Source organism: Streptomyces lothianensis (assembly GCF_047779955.1).
In the GTDB taxonomy this organism is placed as follows: Bacteria; Actinomycetota; Actinomycetes; order Streptomycetales; family Streptomycetaceae; genus Streptomyces.
In genome coordinates, this window is the sequence record NZ_JBLMKT010000057.1 from 46,578 (window position 1) to 58,908 (window position 12,331).

The window sequence follows — 12,331 nt, forward strand, 5'->3', positions numbered from 1 at the left end:
GGTAGGAGTGCGTGCCGTCACGCACCCGGTATCGCGGCCGTCTCCCTCGCGCCGTACTCGACGCTGTGAGCGGTGAGTTCCATGAACGCCCGCTCCAGCGAGGCGTTCTCGGTGGACAGGTGGTGCAGCAGGATCCGGTGGTCGAGGGCGAGGCGGGCGACCTCGGGCGCCGTCGCTCCGGTGACCTCCAGGCGCTCCCCGTAGGAGGCGACCATCGCGCCCGCTGCCCTGAGCTGGTGGGTGAGCGTGTCGGCCTGGGGTGTACGGACGGTGACGGTGAGCCGGGTGCCTCGGGCGGCGAAGGCCGCAAGCGGTTCGGCGGCGATCAGCTCACCGCGGCCTATGACGATCAGGTCATCGGCGGTGTGTTCCATCTCGGACATCAGATGGCTGGAGACGAAGACGGTGCGGCCCTCGTCTGCGAGTCGCTGGAACAGGTCCCGCACCCACTTCACCCCCTCCGGGTCGAGCCCGTTGAGCGGCTCGTCGAAGAGGAGGACGGGCGGGTCGCCCAGGAGGGCGGCGGCGATGCCGAGTCGCTGCTTCATGCCGAGCGAGTAGCCGCCTATCCGCCGGCCGGCCACCTCGCCCAACCCCACCTCGGCGAGCACCTCGTCGACCCGGCTCCGCGGTATCCGGTTGCTGCGGGCCAGCGCGCCGAGCTGGGCGCGGCCGCTGCGGCCGCCGTGCACATCATGGGCGTCGAGCAGCGAGCCGACATGCCGCAGGCCGCACGGCCATTCGGCGAACGGCCGCCCGTCGACGGTGACCGTGCCCGATGACGGAGCGTGCAGACCGAGGATCATGCGCAGGGTCGTCGACTTGCCCGCGCCGTTCGGCCCGAGGAAGCCCGTGACGCGGCCGGGCCGCACGGTGAATGTCAGGTCGTTCACGGCCGTTTTGCCGCCGTATCGCTTCGTGAGCTCCGTGGCTTCGATCATGCGAATACGGTCCCGCGGGCGGCCCTGCCGCGTCGTCCGGCCGTGGCTGACAATCCCCGGCGCCGGATGTCATCCCAGGTTGTACATCCGTGGGCCGATGTCCGCCGACGGCCGCGTCGATACGATCGCGACATGCTCACGAACTCGGCCGATCCGGCCCCCGCAGCGCCTGGCACTCCTTCCGTGCCCGGCGCGGCAGGCGCGCCCGTGGCCCCGCTGCTGCGGCGTGTTCCGGCAGAGACGTGGGCGGTTGTGCTGTGGTTCGGCACGCTGGTCTTCGCGCTTCTCGACGGGTTCTACCGGCTGCCCGGCGAGGCCACGATGGACCATGCGCCCCTGCCTTCGTTCGAGCCCGGCCTGCTCGGCTGGGTGCTGATCATCGGGATGTCCTGTGCGGTGATCCTCGGCGGCCGGCGGCTTCGTCGCCGCCCCCTGAAGGGATATGCGGTGTTCCTGCTCGGTCCGGCAGGAGCCGCCGGGGCGCTCGGCATGTCCGAGTTCCCCGTCGTGGCGTTCCTCGGCCCGGCGCTCGCCCTGTACTGCCTCGCGCGCGTGCACGGGCGGCGTATCGGTGCCATCGCGGCGTCCTTCGCACTGGCCGTCATCCTGTTCCCGGTGGCCGTCCGGATAGCCGTGCGCGGGAACATCGACACGGCCCAGCTGCTCGCGGTGGTGCTGCTGGTCCTCGTCGCCCTGGTCGTCGGGGACTCTGCACACCAGGCCCGGGCGCACGCCGCGGCGCTACGGGCCCAGGCGGACGCCCAGGCGGTCACGGACGAGCGGTTGCGGATCGCGCGCGAGATGCACGACACCGTGGCACACAGCATCGGCATCATCGCGCTCCAGGCCGGCGCGGCCGCGCGAGTCGTGCACAGTCGGCCGGACCGCGCGGGCGAGGCGATGCGCACCGTGGAGGAGGCCGGCCGGGACACCCTGTCGGGGCTGCGCCGGATGCTCGGCGCTCTGCGCGAGGGCGAACTCGCCCCGTTGCAGGGCCTGTCCGACCTGGACCGCCTGGCCGAGTCGATCTCGGCGGCCGGTGTCCGCGTCGAGTTGGACTGGAAGGGCCACCGGCGCCCGCTGCCGCCGGACATAGACCTGTCCGCGTACCGGATCGTGCAGGAAGCGGTCACCAATGTCGTACGGCATGCGAGGACGGAGGCTTGTGAGGTGCGGGTGGAGTACGGGGAGCGGGAACTGGCGCTGGAGATAACCGACCGGGGGAAGGGCGTGAGCGACTCCAGGAGTCCTGGCGGCTTCGGGCTGACGGGCATACGGGAGCGGGTGGCGCTGCTGAACGGCGAGTTCGGGGCAGGCCCGCGCTCCGGTGGCGGTTTCCGTGTCGCGGCCCGGCTGCCGTTGCCGGCGGGTGAGGTCCGGTGATCCGCGTGGCGCTGGTCGACGACCAGCCCCTCGTGCGGGCCGCCCTGCAGATGGTGATCGAGGCAGCGGAGGATCTGGAGCTGGTCGGCGAGGCGAGCAACGGCGCCGAGGCGGTGCGGCTCGCCGAGGAGGCCGATCCGGATGTGATCGTGATGGACATCCGGATGCCGGAGATGGACGGGATCGAGGCCACGCGGCAGATCGTGGCGGGCACGTCCGCAGCCCAGATCATCGTCCTGACGACCTTCGACGACGACGCCTATGTATACGGCGCGCTCCGGGCTGGTGCGGCGGGTTTCCTGGTCAAGGACATGGCGCTCGAGCAGATCCTCGACGCGGTACGGGTGGTGGCCTCCGGCGACGGACTGCTCGCCCCGGCCGTCACTCGCCGCCTGATCAAGGACTTCGTCTCGCGGTCCGACCTCGCCACGGGGTTCGGCTGCGCCTCGGGAACCGCCGCGGCCTCGGGGGCGCTTCTGGCCCCGGCCAAGGAGCAGCGGTCCGCCCCCGTGCGCGAGCTGCGCGGCATCACCGGCCGTGAGCGTGAGGTACTCACCCTCATCGGCTCGGGCCTGACGAACACGGAGATCGCCGAGAAGCTGCACCTGAGCGTGGCGACGGCCAAGACGTATGTGACCCGGCTGCTGGCCAAACTCGATGCCCGGGACCGGGTACGGCTGGTGATCATGGCGTACGAGGCGGGACTGGTCGGCACCGGAGAGTGAGGAGACGCGGCCACGGCCCGGATAACTTGAACCCGCAACAAACAACCCTCGCACGGAAGGACCCGCATGACGCCCGGCAAGCCCCGCATCCTCTACGTCGCCGATCTCGCCTACCCGGCACGTGGGCGACGCTACGGCGATGAGGACATCGCGCTGACCGCGCGGCTGCGTGAGCACTTCGCTCTGGCGCTGTGCCATCCAATGGACGCCACGGCGCTGATCGGGGGCTTCGACGCGGTCATCGTCCGCAACAGCGGTCCGGTGCTCAACTACCAGGAGGAGTACCGCGTGTTCGGGCATGCCGCGCTCACGCGCGGCATCCCGGTGTACAACACACTCGACGGCCGCGGAGACATGGCCGGCAAGGAGTACCTCCTCGACCTCACCGCCGAGGGTCTGCCCGTGATCCCCACGGCCGACCGCGCGGCGGACACCGGGCTGCTCCCGGCCGCGGAGGCGTACATGGTGAAGCCGAAGCTGGGCGCCGACTCCATCGGGCTGCGCACGGTCCCACCCGGGGAGCTGGCCTCGCTGCCGTACGGGGACGGAATCCTCGTCCAGCCGAAGATCCCGTTCCGCTACGAGGTGTCCTTCTACTTCGTCGACGATGCCTTCCAGTACGCCCTGTACGCACCTGATCCTGAGCGGCGCTGGGAGCTTGTGCCGTATGAACCGACGCCCGCCGACCTGGAGTTCGCCCGGCGCTTCATCGACTGGAACAAGCTGACGCACGGCATTCAGCGGGTGGATGCCTGCCGGGCGCCGGACGGCGAGCTGCTCCTCGTGGAGTTGGAGGACCTCAATCCCTATCTCTCGCTCGACCTTGTCGACGAGGCGACCCGCGGGCGGTTCGTGGCCGCGATGGTCCGGTCGGTGCGGCGGCTGCTCGGAGTCTGATCGGGGTCTGATCGGGATCTGATCGGGGTCTGATCGGAACCTAAGAGGTGCCCGTCGCCGCCCGGACCACCGCCTCACCCAGGGGCAGATTCTCGGCGGACGCTCCTCCGGGGTAGGCCCAGAGGCGGCGGGTGTACGCGTAGGTGAGCCCGGTGGACGGGTCCGCCCAGGCCTCCGCGCCCGCCGCACCGCAGTGGCCGAAGGCATCGGCGCCGAGGTACGGGTAGCGGACCTGCTGGGCCTCGAAGCCGACGAGGAAGTGGCGCTCCTCTCCCGTGACGACATCGCTTCCGGCCGTCGCCGCGCCGGTGAACAGCGCGAGCGTCTCCGGCTTGAGCAGCGCGGGGCCGCCGTCGAGGCCGGTCAGCGCGGCCGCGTACAGGGCGGCGACGCCGCGTGCGTTGCCGACGCCGCCCGCCGAGGCGGGGCCGTTGGCGCGTATGAGGCGGGAGTTGCCGTAGGTGGGGAGGTCGGGGGTGCCGTCGATGTTGAAGGCGAGGTGCATCGCCTGCGAAGGAACCTGCCGACCCAGCTCGGCGGCCTGTTCCGGCGTCGGGCGCATCGGCAGTATGTCGCGCGTGCGGGCTTCGAGTCCGGCGGGCAGGCCCAAATGGAAGTCGAGGCCGTAGGGGGCGCGCAGCCGCTCCTCGTACTGCTCCTGCAGGCTGCGGCCGGTGACCCGGCGCACCACCTCGCCGATGAGCGCGCCGATGGTGAAGGCGTGGTAGCCGTAGGCGGTGCCGGACTGCCACAGCGGGATCTGTGCCGCCAGGCGGGCAGCGAGCGCCGGCTCGTCGGCCAGTTCCTCGATGCTCGCGCCGCCCGGGACCCCGACCAGGCCTGCGCGGTGCTGGAGCAGACCGCGCAGGGTGAGCCCGCCCTTGCCCTGCTGGGCGAACTCTGGCCAGTAGTGGGCGACTTCGCGGTCCAGGTCGAGTGTGCCGTCCTGGACGAGCAGTGCGATGACGAGATGGGCCGCGCCCTTGGTCACGGAGTACAGGGGCGCCAGTTCGTCGCCGGTCTCCTGCGCCTCGGTCGCCGCCCAGAGGTCGACGACCCGCCGCCCGTCCCGGTAGGCGACGAGCTGCGCCCCGGTGTCGGCGGGCTCGCGTGCCACGACGTCGGCGAACTCCTCCCGTACGGCCTCGAATCCGTTCGCGACCTCGCCCGCCACATGCGCGTGCGCCATGTCATCCCCCTGCTGTTCGCTGCTGACCGGCCTGTAGGTGATCAACTGGCAGGCAGCCGACGGCATTCCCGCGAGGGCCAGTTGAACGAAAGCCCCTCCTCGCCGGACCGCGCTCGCGGCGGCAGGCGTCAGACCTCGCCGGGGCCCGATTCGATCGGCCGGATGAGCACCGGATAGAAGGGCGCGCCCTCGGGCTGCGGGCACTCGGTGATCTTCTCGGCGATCTCGGTGACGCGCTCGACGGATTCGCAGTCGAGCACCCAGTAGCCGGCGAGCAGCTCCTTCGTCTCGCTGTGCGGACCGTCGGTGATGACGACCCGGCCGTCCGCGCCTCGGAGGACGGAGCGCTGCTGGGCGGGCGAGGTGAGGCCCTGGCCGTCGACCATCTCGCCGGACTGGGCGAGGTCGTTGTTGAGGTCGGACATGAAGGCGTACATCGCCTGTACGTCCTTCTCGCTCCAGGCCGGGCTGTGCTCGTTCGCCTTTCCGCTCATGGCGTCGTAGTCGGCCTTCGATCCCTGCACCATCACGAGGTACTTCATGAGCCCACTCCTTGTTCCGTGCCGCCCGCCCGGTCGCCGGGCGGCATTCACAGGAGACGTCGGAGCGGGCGGGCATCTCTCGGCAACCCGCCGCAAAGTCCTCAGGAATTTGCTACGTGGGGTCCTCTGGCCGCCAGTCGGCCTGCTCCTCGGTCTCCCGCCTGGCCACGGGTTCACGCTCGGCCCCGGCCTCCCCCTCGGCCCCGCTCTCGCGCCCGGTCCCGGTGTCGACCGCGGTGTCCGTACGGTCGGGGTTAGCCGAACAGCGCGGATTGCGGCAGGGACCTGCTGCATAGCCGGGTACATAGGCGCCGAGCACCTTGCGGGCCCTGACCACCGTGTCCACGGGCTCCTTGCAGACCGGGCAGATGTCGCTCTCGCGATGTGCGCCGATCCTCCGCGCCGTCTCACCATGAGCGCGGGCCGCGGGGGTGCGCTCATCTCGTCCGGACATATTTCCAAGGTATTCCCCGTCATGGAGTACGGCCAGGGGGCCGGAAAACACCGAGAGGAACCTCAAGATCCGCCCACGCGTTAAGCACGTCAGGAACGAGACACACCAGCACCACGAGACATCAGCACCACGAGGCACCAACACCACGAGGACGGGAGAAAGACCATGGCAGGGTTCCTGGACCGGGCCAAGGAGCAGGCCCAGCGCGGGCTCACCCAGGGCAAGCAGAAGCTCGACGAGGTGCAGGCCCAGCGCGCGGGCGCGGACCTCCTCAAGAAGCTCGGCGCCGCCTATTACGCGGAGCAGCGGGGCAGCGGCAGCCCGCAGGCCACCCAGCAGGCGCTGCAGGCGGTCGAGGCGCATGTCGCGACGCATGGGGATGCGTTCCTGCGCGACTGACTCGTTCGGCTCGCTCACGGTTCGAACGGGTCGCCCTCGTCCTGCGGTTCCGGTACAAGCGTCCGCTATGGGCAGGACGCAGCCGGGCGCTTCTGCCGCATGCACCACGAGGAGGGCGGCATGGCCCCACCCATGTCCGCGAGCCGTCTGCTGGACGCTTTGAGGGACGAAGGACTCACGGTCGTCGAGGTCGGCGACTGGCGCCACCACAACCGCAACCACAAGGGGCCCTGGGGCCCGGTGCACGGGGTGATGGTCCACCACACCGTGACGCGGGGCAGCGAGCACACCGTGCGGCTCTGCCGCGACGGGTACGCCGGGCTCCCCGGGCCGCTGTGCCACGGCGTGATCACCAAGGACGGCCGGGTCCATCTGGTCGGCCACGGCCGCGCCAACCACGCGGGGCTCGGCGACGACGATGTGCTGCGCGCGGTCATCGCCGAGAAGGGCCTGCCGCCGGACAATGAGGCCAACACCGACGGCAACCGTCATTTCTACGGATTCGAGTGCGAGAATCTGGGGGACGGTGACGACCCTTGGCCCGGGGTCCAGCTGGAGGCGATCGAGCGCGCGGCCGCGGCGATCTGCCGCCACCACCGGTGGACGGCACGGTCCGTGATCGGGCACCTCGAATGGCAGCCGGGCAAGATCGATCCGCGCGGTTTCACGATGCGCGCCATGCGGGAGCGTATCGACGCACGTCTGAAGTGACCCGGGGGATCCCCTGCCCCGGCCGGCCCGGGGGCGTCCGAGTCCACACGTCCCCGGGCCGACCGGCCTCCCACCGGCGCCGCGTCACGCCCGACCGGCGACAATGTCCAGGTGACCGTCCCCGATCTCGCCGCCCTGCGGCCGCGGCTGCCCTCCCCGCTGCAGCCGCTGGCCGACGAGCGTTTCGCCCGCCACGGCGTCACGCTGCTGCTCAAGCGCGACGATCTGATCCACGAGGCGCTCCCCGGCAACAAGTGGCGCAAGCTCGCCCTGAACCTGCAGGCCGCCCAGGGCCGCCCGCTGCTCACCTTCGGCGGCGCCTACTCCAACCATCTGCGCGCGGTCGCCGCCGCGGGCCGGCTGTTCGGTTTCCCCACGATCGGCGTCGTACGGGGCGAGGAACTGGCCGACCGCCCCCTCAACCCCTCCCTGTCCCGATGTGCTGCCGACGGCATGCGTCTGGTCTTCGTCGACAGATCGACTTACCGCCTCAAGCACGAGCCCGGGACCGCCGCCCGCATCCTGGCGCAAGCGCAAGCGCAGACGGAAGCGCAGACGCAGGCGGAAGCGCAGACGCAGGCGGAAGCGCAGGCACAGGCGGAAGTGCCCGAGAGCTACGCCGTCCCGGAGGGCGGCTCCAACGCCCTCGCCGTAAGAGGCTGCACGGACCTGGGCCGCGAGCTGCACGACGAGGCCGATGTGGTGGCCGTCGCCTGCGGTACGGGCGGCACCCTCGCGGGCCTCGCCGCCGGCCTCGCCCCGGGCAGCAGCGCGCTGGGCATCCCGGTACTCAAGGGCGGTTTCCTGGCTGCCGAGATACGCCGGCTGCAGACCGAGGCCTTCGGCGCCCCGACCCCGAACTGGCGCCTCGACGACCGCTTCCACGCCGGCGGATACGCCCGTACGACACCCGGGCTCGAGGCGTTCGCGCAGGATTTCGAAGAGCGCCACGCACTGCCCGTGGAACGTCTCTATGTCGCCAAATTGCTGTACGGCCTGCACACGCTCACCGAGGAGGGCGCCTTCCCGCCCGGCACCCGCCTCGCCGCCGTGATCACCGGCAGCCCGGGCCCGGAAACCACCCACGGCTCAAAGGCCACGGACCGCGCCACCCACTGAAGCCCCCGCTACTCCTCCCGATAAGCCGCCGCCTCCTCCAGATCCAGCCGCCTCAGCAGCGTCCGCAGCATCTCGTCGTCGATCCGCCGTGCGTCCCGCAGCAGTACGAAGACCTCCCGCTCGGCGTCGATCATCTCGCCCGCGAGGCGTCGGTAGGTCTCGTCGGCGGACTCCCCCGTCACCGGGTTCACCGTGCCGAGCCGCTCCCACACGGCGTTGCGCCGCCGCTGGAGGACCGCCCGCAGCCGGTCGACCAGCGGGTCGGGCAGGGCGTTGCGCTCGTCGGCGAGCAGTATGTCGAGCCGTTCCTGCGCGGCCCGCGAGGCCTCGCTCTGCGCCTGCGCCTCGGCCAGGGTCTCGGCCCGCACATCCCGCCCGGGCAGCTTCAGGACCTTGATCAGTGCGGGCAGGCTCAGCCCCTGCACGACCAGCGTCCCGATCACGGTTGTGAAGGTCAGAAAGAGCACGAGGTTCCGCCCGGGGAACGGCGAGCCGTCGTCCAGGTGGTGCGGGATCGAGAACGCGATGGCCAGCGAGACCACCCCGCGCATCCCCGCCCAGCCCACGACCAGGGGCCCCTGCCAGCCGATGTCCGTCTCCCGCTCGCGGATCCGGGGGGACAGCCACTGCGGCAGGAAGGTCGCCGGGTACACCCACACGAACCGGGCGAGGACCACGACCACGAAGACGGCCACCGCGTACCAGGCTGCGGTGATCCCCTCGTAGGCCCCGAGTTCCCGCAGGACGACCGGCAGTTGCAGGCCGATGAGCGCGAAGACGGCGGACTCCAGGAGGAACGCGACCATCTTCCAGACCGCCGCCTCCTGCAGCCGGGTCGCGAAGTCGACCTGCCAGGAGCGGTGCCCGAGATACAGCGCGACCACGACCACGGCGAGCACCCCCGAGGCGTGCACCTCCTCGGCCGCCGCATAGGCGACGAAGGGGATGAGCAGCGAGAGTGTGTTCTGGAGCAGCGCCTCCTTGAGCCGCGTGCGCAGCCAGTGCAGCGGGACCATCAGCACCAGGCCGACGCCGACCCCGCCCAGCGCCGCGACCGCGAACTCGGTGATGCCGCCCGCCCAGCCGATGCCCTCACCGACCGTGGCGGCGATGGCCACCTTGTACGCGGTGATGGCGGTGGCGTCGTTCACCAGGGACTCGCCCTGCAGGATCGTGGTGATCCGCGAGGGCAGCCCCACCCGCCGGGCGATCGCGGTCGCCGCCACCGCGTCGGGCGGCGCGATCACCGCACCGAGCACCAGGGCGGCCGTGAGCGGCAGATCCGGAACGATCAGATGAACGGCGTATCCGACGGCCAGCGTCGCGAAGAGCACATATCCCACCGAGAGCAGCAGGACGGGCCGCCAGTTGGCCCGCAGATCCAGATAGGAGCTCTCCACCCCGGCCGTGTAGAGCAGCGGCGGCAGGATGAGCGGCAGGACGATGTGCGGATCGAGTTCGTACGCGGGTACGCCGGGCAGATACGAGACGGCGAGGCCGACCGCGACCAGGAGCAGGGGTGCGGGCACCGGCGTGCGGCGCGCGAACCCGGCGACCGCGGCGCTGCCCGCGACCAGAGTGAGCAGTGGCAAGACATCCATCGCGTTCCCCGTGCCCGTCCTTGTTCCCGGCTGCCCGATGATCCGCGTTCCCCGGCTGCGCGATGATCCGCGTTCTCCGGCTGCGCGATGATCCACGTCGTACGCTGCAATCATGAACGAGTGCACGCACGTCGAGCGGCTGCCCCACCCGGAACCGGCGGCCCTGACCGCCACCTGCCCGGACTGCGAGACGGCCGGCAGCCACCCCGTGCAGCTGCGGCTCTGTCTGACCTGCGGGCATGTGGGCTGCTGCGATTCGTCCCCGTTCCAGCACGGCACCCGCCACTTCAAGGAGACCGGGCACCCGGTGATGCGCACGTTCGAACCCGGCGAGAACTGGCGCTGGTGCTTTGTCGACGGCTCGATCGTCTAGGACCTGTCCGGACAGCGGGCCGCAGCCGCGAACGCCGGGACAGGAAAGCACCCGCAGCGGGCGCACGCGGGCGGGATTCGGCGGCGCGAGGCGCGGGTACGTCAATCCGGCGCGCTCCGTTGGCATTTGGGCCCGCAGACCCCTAGCCACTGTCCGCACACATGGGGTTACCATGAGTGACGCCAAGGAGTCTCAAGCGCAGGATCCCCCGGGACAGGGAGCCTCGGAGCACGATAGCGTCACCGCTGGACCACGCGGCGCGTTATCCACGCGACGCCGTGTAGTCGTCCGCCGCCCGTCGGCGGGCCGATGAGCCCGAAGACGCAGGCCGTCCGGCAGACCGGATGCGGCAGGCGTCCTCGGCCCGACATGTTCGAACACCTTGGAGGTGAGGGTGTCCCAGATCGCAGGCGAGCCCGCGGCCCAGGACTTCGTCGAAGTCCGGCTTCCGGCTGCCGGTGCCTACCTGTCCGTGCTGCGCACCGCCACGGCCGGACTCGCGGCACGTTTGGACTTCACTCTCGACGAGATCGAGGACTTGCGGATCGCGGTCGACGAGGCCTGCGCGATCCTGCTCCAGCAGGCCGTGCCCGGCTCCGTGCTGAGCTGCGTCTTCCGGCTCGTCGACGACTCACTCGAGGTCACGGTCTCGGCCCCCACGACCGACGGACGCGCCCCCGCGAGGGACACCTTCGCGTGGACGGTGCTCTCGGCGCTCGCGGGCAAGGTCGAATCCACGGTGGACGACGACAAGAACGTCGCCATCAGCCTGTACAAACAGCGCGGCGCGGGACCCGGGCCGGCGTGAGGGACGGGGACGGGCCGGTGCGAGGCGACAAACGTGGCGCATGGGGTCTGCCATCCGATGGCAGCGAATCCGGCGCGGCCACCGACGACAGGGTCGGCCCCGCCGGGGCCCGCGGCACGGGCCTTCCCGAGCAGCAGGCCCGGCCGCACCCGGAAGCGGAGGAGACTCCGCAGACAGAACAGCAGGCGAGCGACAGGGGCGAGCGCGGTGCGCTCTTCGGCCAGGCCGGGCACGGGCCGGGGACACCTCCCGGCGGCAGCCGGGGGAGGGCGGGACACATGACTGGGCACGATCCGCAGGACCGCAGCGGCGCGCGGGCGATGTTCGTCGAGTTGCGCAAGCTGCCCGCCGACAGTCCCGAGTACGCGGAGCTGCGCAACCGCCTGGTCCGGATGCACCTCCCGCTGGTGGAGCACCTGGCCAGGCGCTTCCGCAACCGTGGCGAGCCCCTCGACGACCTCACCCAGGTCGCCACGATCGGCCTGATCAAATCGGTGGACCGCTTCGACCCCGAGCGGGGCGTCGAGTTCTCCACGTACGCGACGCCGACCGTCGTCGGCGAGATCAAGCGGCACTTCCGTGACAAGGGATGGGCCGTCCGCGTACCGCGTCGTCTGCAGGAACTGCGTCTGTCGCTGACCACGGCGACGGCCGAGCTCTCCCAGCAGCACGGACGCTCCCCCACGGTCCATGAGCTGGCGGAGCGCCTCGCGATCTCCGAGGAGGAGGTCCTGGAGGGCCTGGAGTCGGCCAACGCATACTCCACGCTCTCCCTGGACGTGCCCGACACCGACGACGAGTCGCCGGCGGTCGCCGACACGCTCGGTGCGGAGGACGAGGCGCTGGAGGGCGTCGAGTACCGCGAATCCCTCAAGCCGCTGCTCGAGGACCTCCCGCCCCGCGAGAAGCGCATCCTGCTGCTGCGCTTCTTCGGGAACATGACCCAGTCCCAGATCGCCCAGGAGGTGGGCATCTCCCAGATGCACGTCTCCCGGCTGCTGGCCCGCACGCTGGCGCAGCTGCGGGAGCGGCTTCTGGTGGAGGAGTAGGCCCCCGCGCCGCACGGGCCTGCTCCCGCACCCGCGCCCCCACCACGCAGCTGGCGATCGGTGGCCCGCGCAACGTTCCGGCTGCCCGCCGGGGGGGTGCCGCTGTGCCCACCCTTCCCCAAGCTCTCAACTCCTTCCCC

The 12,331-nt window shown here is 71.1% G+C and carries 14 protein-coding genes; 9 read left to right on the plus strand and 5 right to left on the minus strand.

Going from position 1 to position 12,331, the window contains the following annotated elements; all coding sequences use genetic code 11:
* Positions 1-17: 17 nt before the first annotated feature.
* Positions 18-941: an ABC transporter ATP-binding protein gene (locus ACLF6P_RS19935; RefSeq protein WP_415951898.1), complete on the minus strand. Its 924-nt coding sequence runs from the start codon at positions 939-941 to the stop codon at positions 18-20.
* 132 nt (positions 942-1,073) lie between these two features.
* On the opposite strand from ACLF6P_RS19935, the gene ACLF6P_RS19940 reads away from it, so the two are divergent.
* The 3 genes from ACLF6P_RS19940 (at position 1,074) to ACLF6P_RS19950 (ending at position 3,946) form a co-directional block, all read left to right on the plus strand.
* On the plus strand, positions 1,074-2,324 hold the full coding sequence (locus tag ACLF6P_RS19940; RefSeq protein ID WP_415951899.1) for a sensor histidine kinase: 1,251 nt from the start codon (positions 1,074-1,076) through the stop codon (positions 2,322-2,324).
* A gap of 50 nt (positions 2,325-2,374) precedes the next feature.
* Positions 2,375-3,049, plus strand: a complete 675-nt coding sequence (locus ACLF6P_RS19945) for a response regulator (protein WP_415951965.1) — start codon at positions 2,375-2,377, stop codon at positions 3,047-3,049.
* 66 nt (positions 3,050-3,115) lie between these two features.
* The gene (locus tag ACLF6P_RS19950) at positions 3,116-3,946 is read left to right on the plus strand and encodes an ATP-grasp domain-containing protein (protein ID WP_415951900.1); all 831 of its coding nucleotides are present in this window, start codon (positions 3,116-3,118) and stop codon (positions 3,944-3,946) included.
* A gap of 40 nt (positions 3,947-3,986) precedes the next feature.
* On the opposite strand, the gene ACLF6P_RS19955 is transcribed toward ACLF6P_RS19950, so the two are convergent.
* From ACLF6P_RS19955 to ACLF6P_RS19965, 3 genes are all read right to left on the minus strand, one after another.
* On the minus strand, positions 3,987-5,135 hold the full coding sequence (locus ACLF6P_RS19955) for a serine hydrolase domain-containing protein (RefSeq protein ID WP_415951901.1): 1,149 nt from the start codon (positions 5,133-5,135) through the stop codon (positions 3,987-3,989).
* Between the two features lie 128 nt (positions 5,136-5,263).
* A complete protein-coding gene (locus tag ACLF6P_RS19960) occupies positions 5,264-5,677 on the minus strand; it encodes a YciI family protein (protein ID WP_415951903.1) in 414 nt (137 codons plus the stop codon).
* Positions 5,678-5,789: 112 nt separating this feature from the next.
* Positions 5,790-6,131, minus strand: coding sequence for a hypothetical protein (locus ACLF6P_RS19965; RefSeq protein ID WP_415951905.1), 342 nt, complete (start codon positions 6,129-6,131; stop codon positions 5,790-5,792).
* Between the two features lie 165 nt (positions 6,132-6,296).
* Between ACLF6P_RS19965 and ACLF6P_RS19970 the strand changes: the two genes are divergently transcribed.
* From ACLF6P_RS19970 to ACLF6P_RS19980, 3 genes are all read left to right on the plus strand, one after another.
* The gene (locus ACLF6P_RS19970) at positions 6,297-6,530 is read left to right on the plus strand and encodes a hypothetical protein (RefSeq protein ID WP_415951907.1); all 234 of its coding nucleotides are present in this window, start codon (positions 6,297-6,299) and stop codon (positions 6,528-6,530) included.
* Positions 6,531-6,650: 120 nt separating this feature from the next.
* Positions 6,651-7,241 (plus strand): N-acetylmuramoyl-L-alanine amidase, encoded by a 591-nt coding sequence (locus ACLF6P_RS19975; protein ID WP_415951908.1) that lies wholly within the window; start codon positions 6,651-6,653, stop codon positions 7,239-7,241.
* Between the two features lie 111 nt (positions 7,242-7,352).
* The gene (locus ACLF6P_RS19980; protein WP_415951909.1) at positions 7,353-8,360 is read left to right on the plus strand and encodes a 1-aminocyclopropane-1-carboxylate deaminase/D-cysteine desulfhydrase; all 1,008 of its coding nucleotides are present in this window, start codon (positions 7,353-7,355) and stop codon (positions 8,358-8,360) included.
* 8 nt (positions 8,361-8,368) lie between these two features.
* On the opposite strand, the gene ACLF6P_RS19985 is transcribed toward ACLF6P_RS19980, so the two are convergent.
* Entirely contained in the window at positions 8,369-9,961 is a 1,593-nt protein-coding gene (locus tag ACLF6P_RS19985) for a Na+/H+ antiporter (protein WP_415951910.1), read from the minus strand.
* 112 nt (positions 9,962-10,073) lie between these two features.
* Between ACLF6P_RS19985 and ACLF6P_RS19990 the strand changes: the two genes are divergently transcribed.
* The 3 genes from ACLF6P_RS19990 (at position 10,074) to ACLF6P_RS20000 (ending at position 12,191) form a co-directional block, all read left to right on the plus strand.
* The gene (locus ACLF6P_RS19990) at positions 10,074-10,334 is read left to right on the plus strand and encodes a UBP-type zinc finger domain-containing protein (RefSeq protein ID WP_415951911.1); all 261 of its coding nucleotides are present in this window, start codon (positions 10,074-10,076) and stop codon (positions 10,332-10,334) included.
* 394 nt (positions 10,335-10,728) lie between these two features.
* The gene (locus ACLF6P_RS19995; RefSeq protein ID WP_415951912.1) at positions 10,729-11,142 is read left to right on the plus strand and encodes an ATP-binding protein; all 414 of its coding nucleotides are present in this window, start codon (positions 10,729-10,731) and stop codon (positions 11,140-11,142) included.
* Positions 11,139-12,191 carry an RNA polymerase sigma factor SigF gene (locus ACLF6P_RS20000; RefSeq protein ID WP_415951913.1) on the plus strand — a complete coding sequence of 351 codons (1,053 nt, stop codon included), beginning with the start codon at positions 11,139-11,141 and terminating at the stop codon, positions 12,189-12,191. Before ACLF6P_RS19995 ends, ACLF6P_RS20000 begins: the two co-directional genes overlap by 4 nt.
* Positions 12,192-12,331 lie beyond the last annotated feature (140 nt).

What these genes read in the sequence shown, in the direction of transcription:
- ACLF6P_RS19975 (WP_415951908.1), top strand. Translation starts at nt 6,651, where the DNA reads ATGGCCCCACCCATGTCCGCGAGCCGTCTGCTGGACGCTTTGAGGGAC.
- ACLF6P_RS19960 (WP_415951903.1), bottom strand. Translation starts at nt 5,677, where the DNA reads ATGAAGTACCTCGTGATGGTGCAGGGATCGAAGGCCGACTACGACGCC.
- ACLF6P_RS19990 (WP_415951911.1), top strand. Translation starts at nt 10,074, where the DNA reads ATGAACGAGTGCACGCACGTCGAGCGGCTGCCCCACCCGGAACCGGCG.
- ACLF6P_RS19955 (WP_415951901.1), bottom strand. Translation starts at nt 5,135, where the DNA reads ATGGCGCACGCGCATGTGGCGGGCGAGGTCGCGAACGGATTCGAGGCC.
- ACLF6P_RS19950 (WP_415951900.1), top strand. Translation starts at nt 3,116, where the DNA reads ATGACGCCCGGCAAGCCCCGCATCCTCTACGTCGCCGATCTCGCCTAC.
- ACLF6P_RS19935 (WP_415951898.1), bottom strand. Translation starts at nt 941, where the DNA reads ATGATCGAAGCCACGGAGCTCACGAAGCGATACGGCGGCAAAACGGCC.
- ACLF6P_RS19940 (WP_415951899.1), top strand. Translation starts at nt 1,074, where the DNA reads ATGCTCACGAACTCGGCCGATCCGGCCCCCGCAGCGCCTGGCACTCCT.
- ACLF6P_RS19945 (WP_415951965.1), top strand. Translation starts at nt 2,375, where the DNA reads ATGGTGATCGAGGCAGCGGAGGATCTGGAGCTGGTCGGCGAGGCGAGC.
- ACLF6P_RS19965 (WP_415951905.1), bottom strand. Translation starts at nt 6,131, where the DNA reads ATGTCCGGACGAGATGAGCGCACCCCCGCGGCCCGCGCTCATGGTGAG.
- ACLF6P_RS19985 (WP_415951910.1), bottom strand. Translation starts at nt 9,961, where the DNA reads ATGGATGTCTTGCCACTGCTCACTCTGGTCGCGGGCAGCGCCGCGGTC.
- ACLF6P_RS19970 (WP_415951907.1), top strand. Translation starts at nt 6,297, where the DNA reads ATGGCAGGGTTCCTGGACCGGGCCAAGGAGCAGGCCCAGCGCGGGCTC.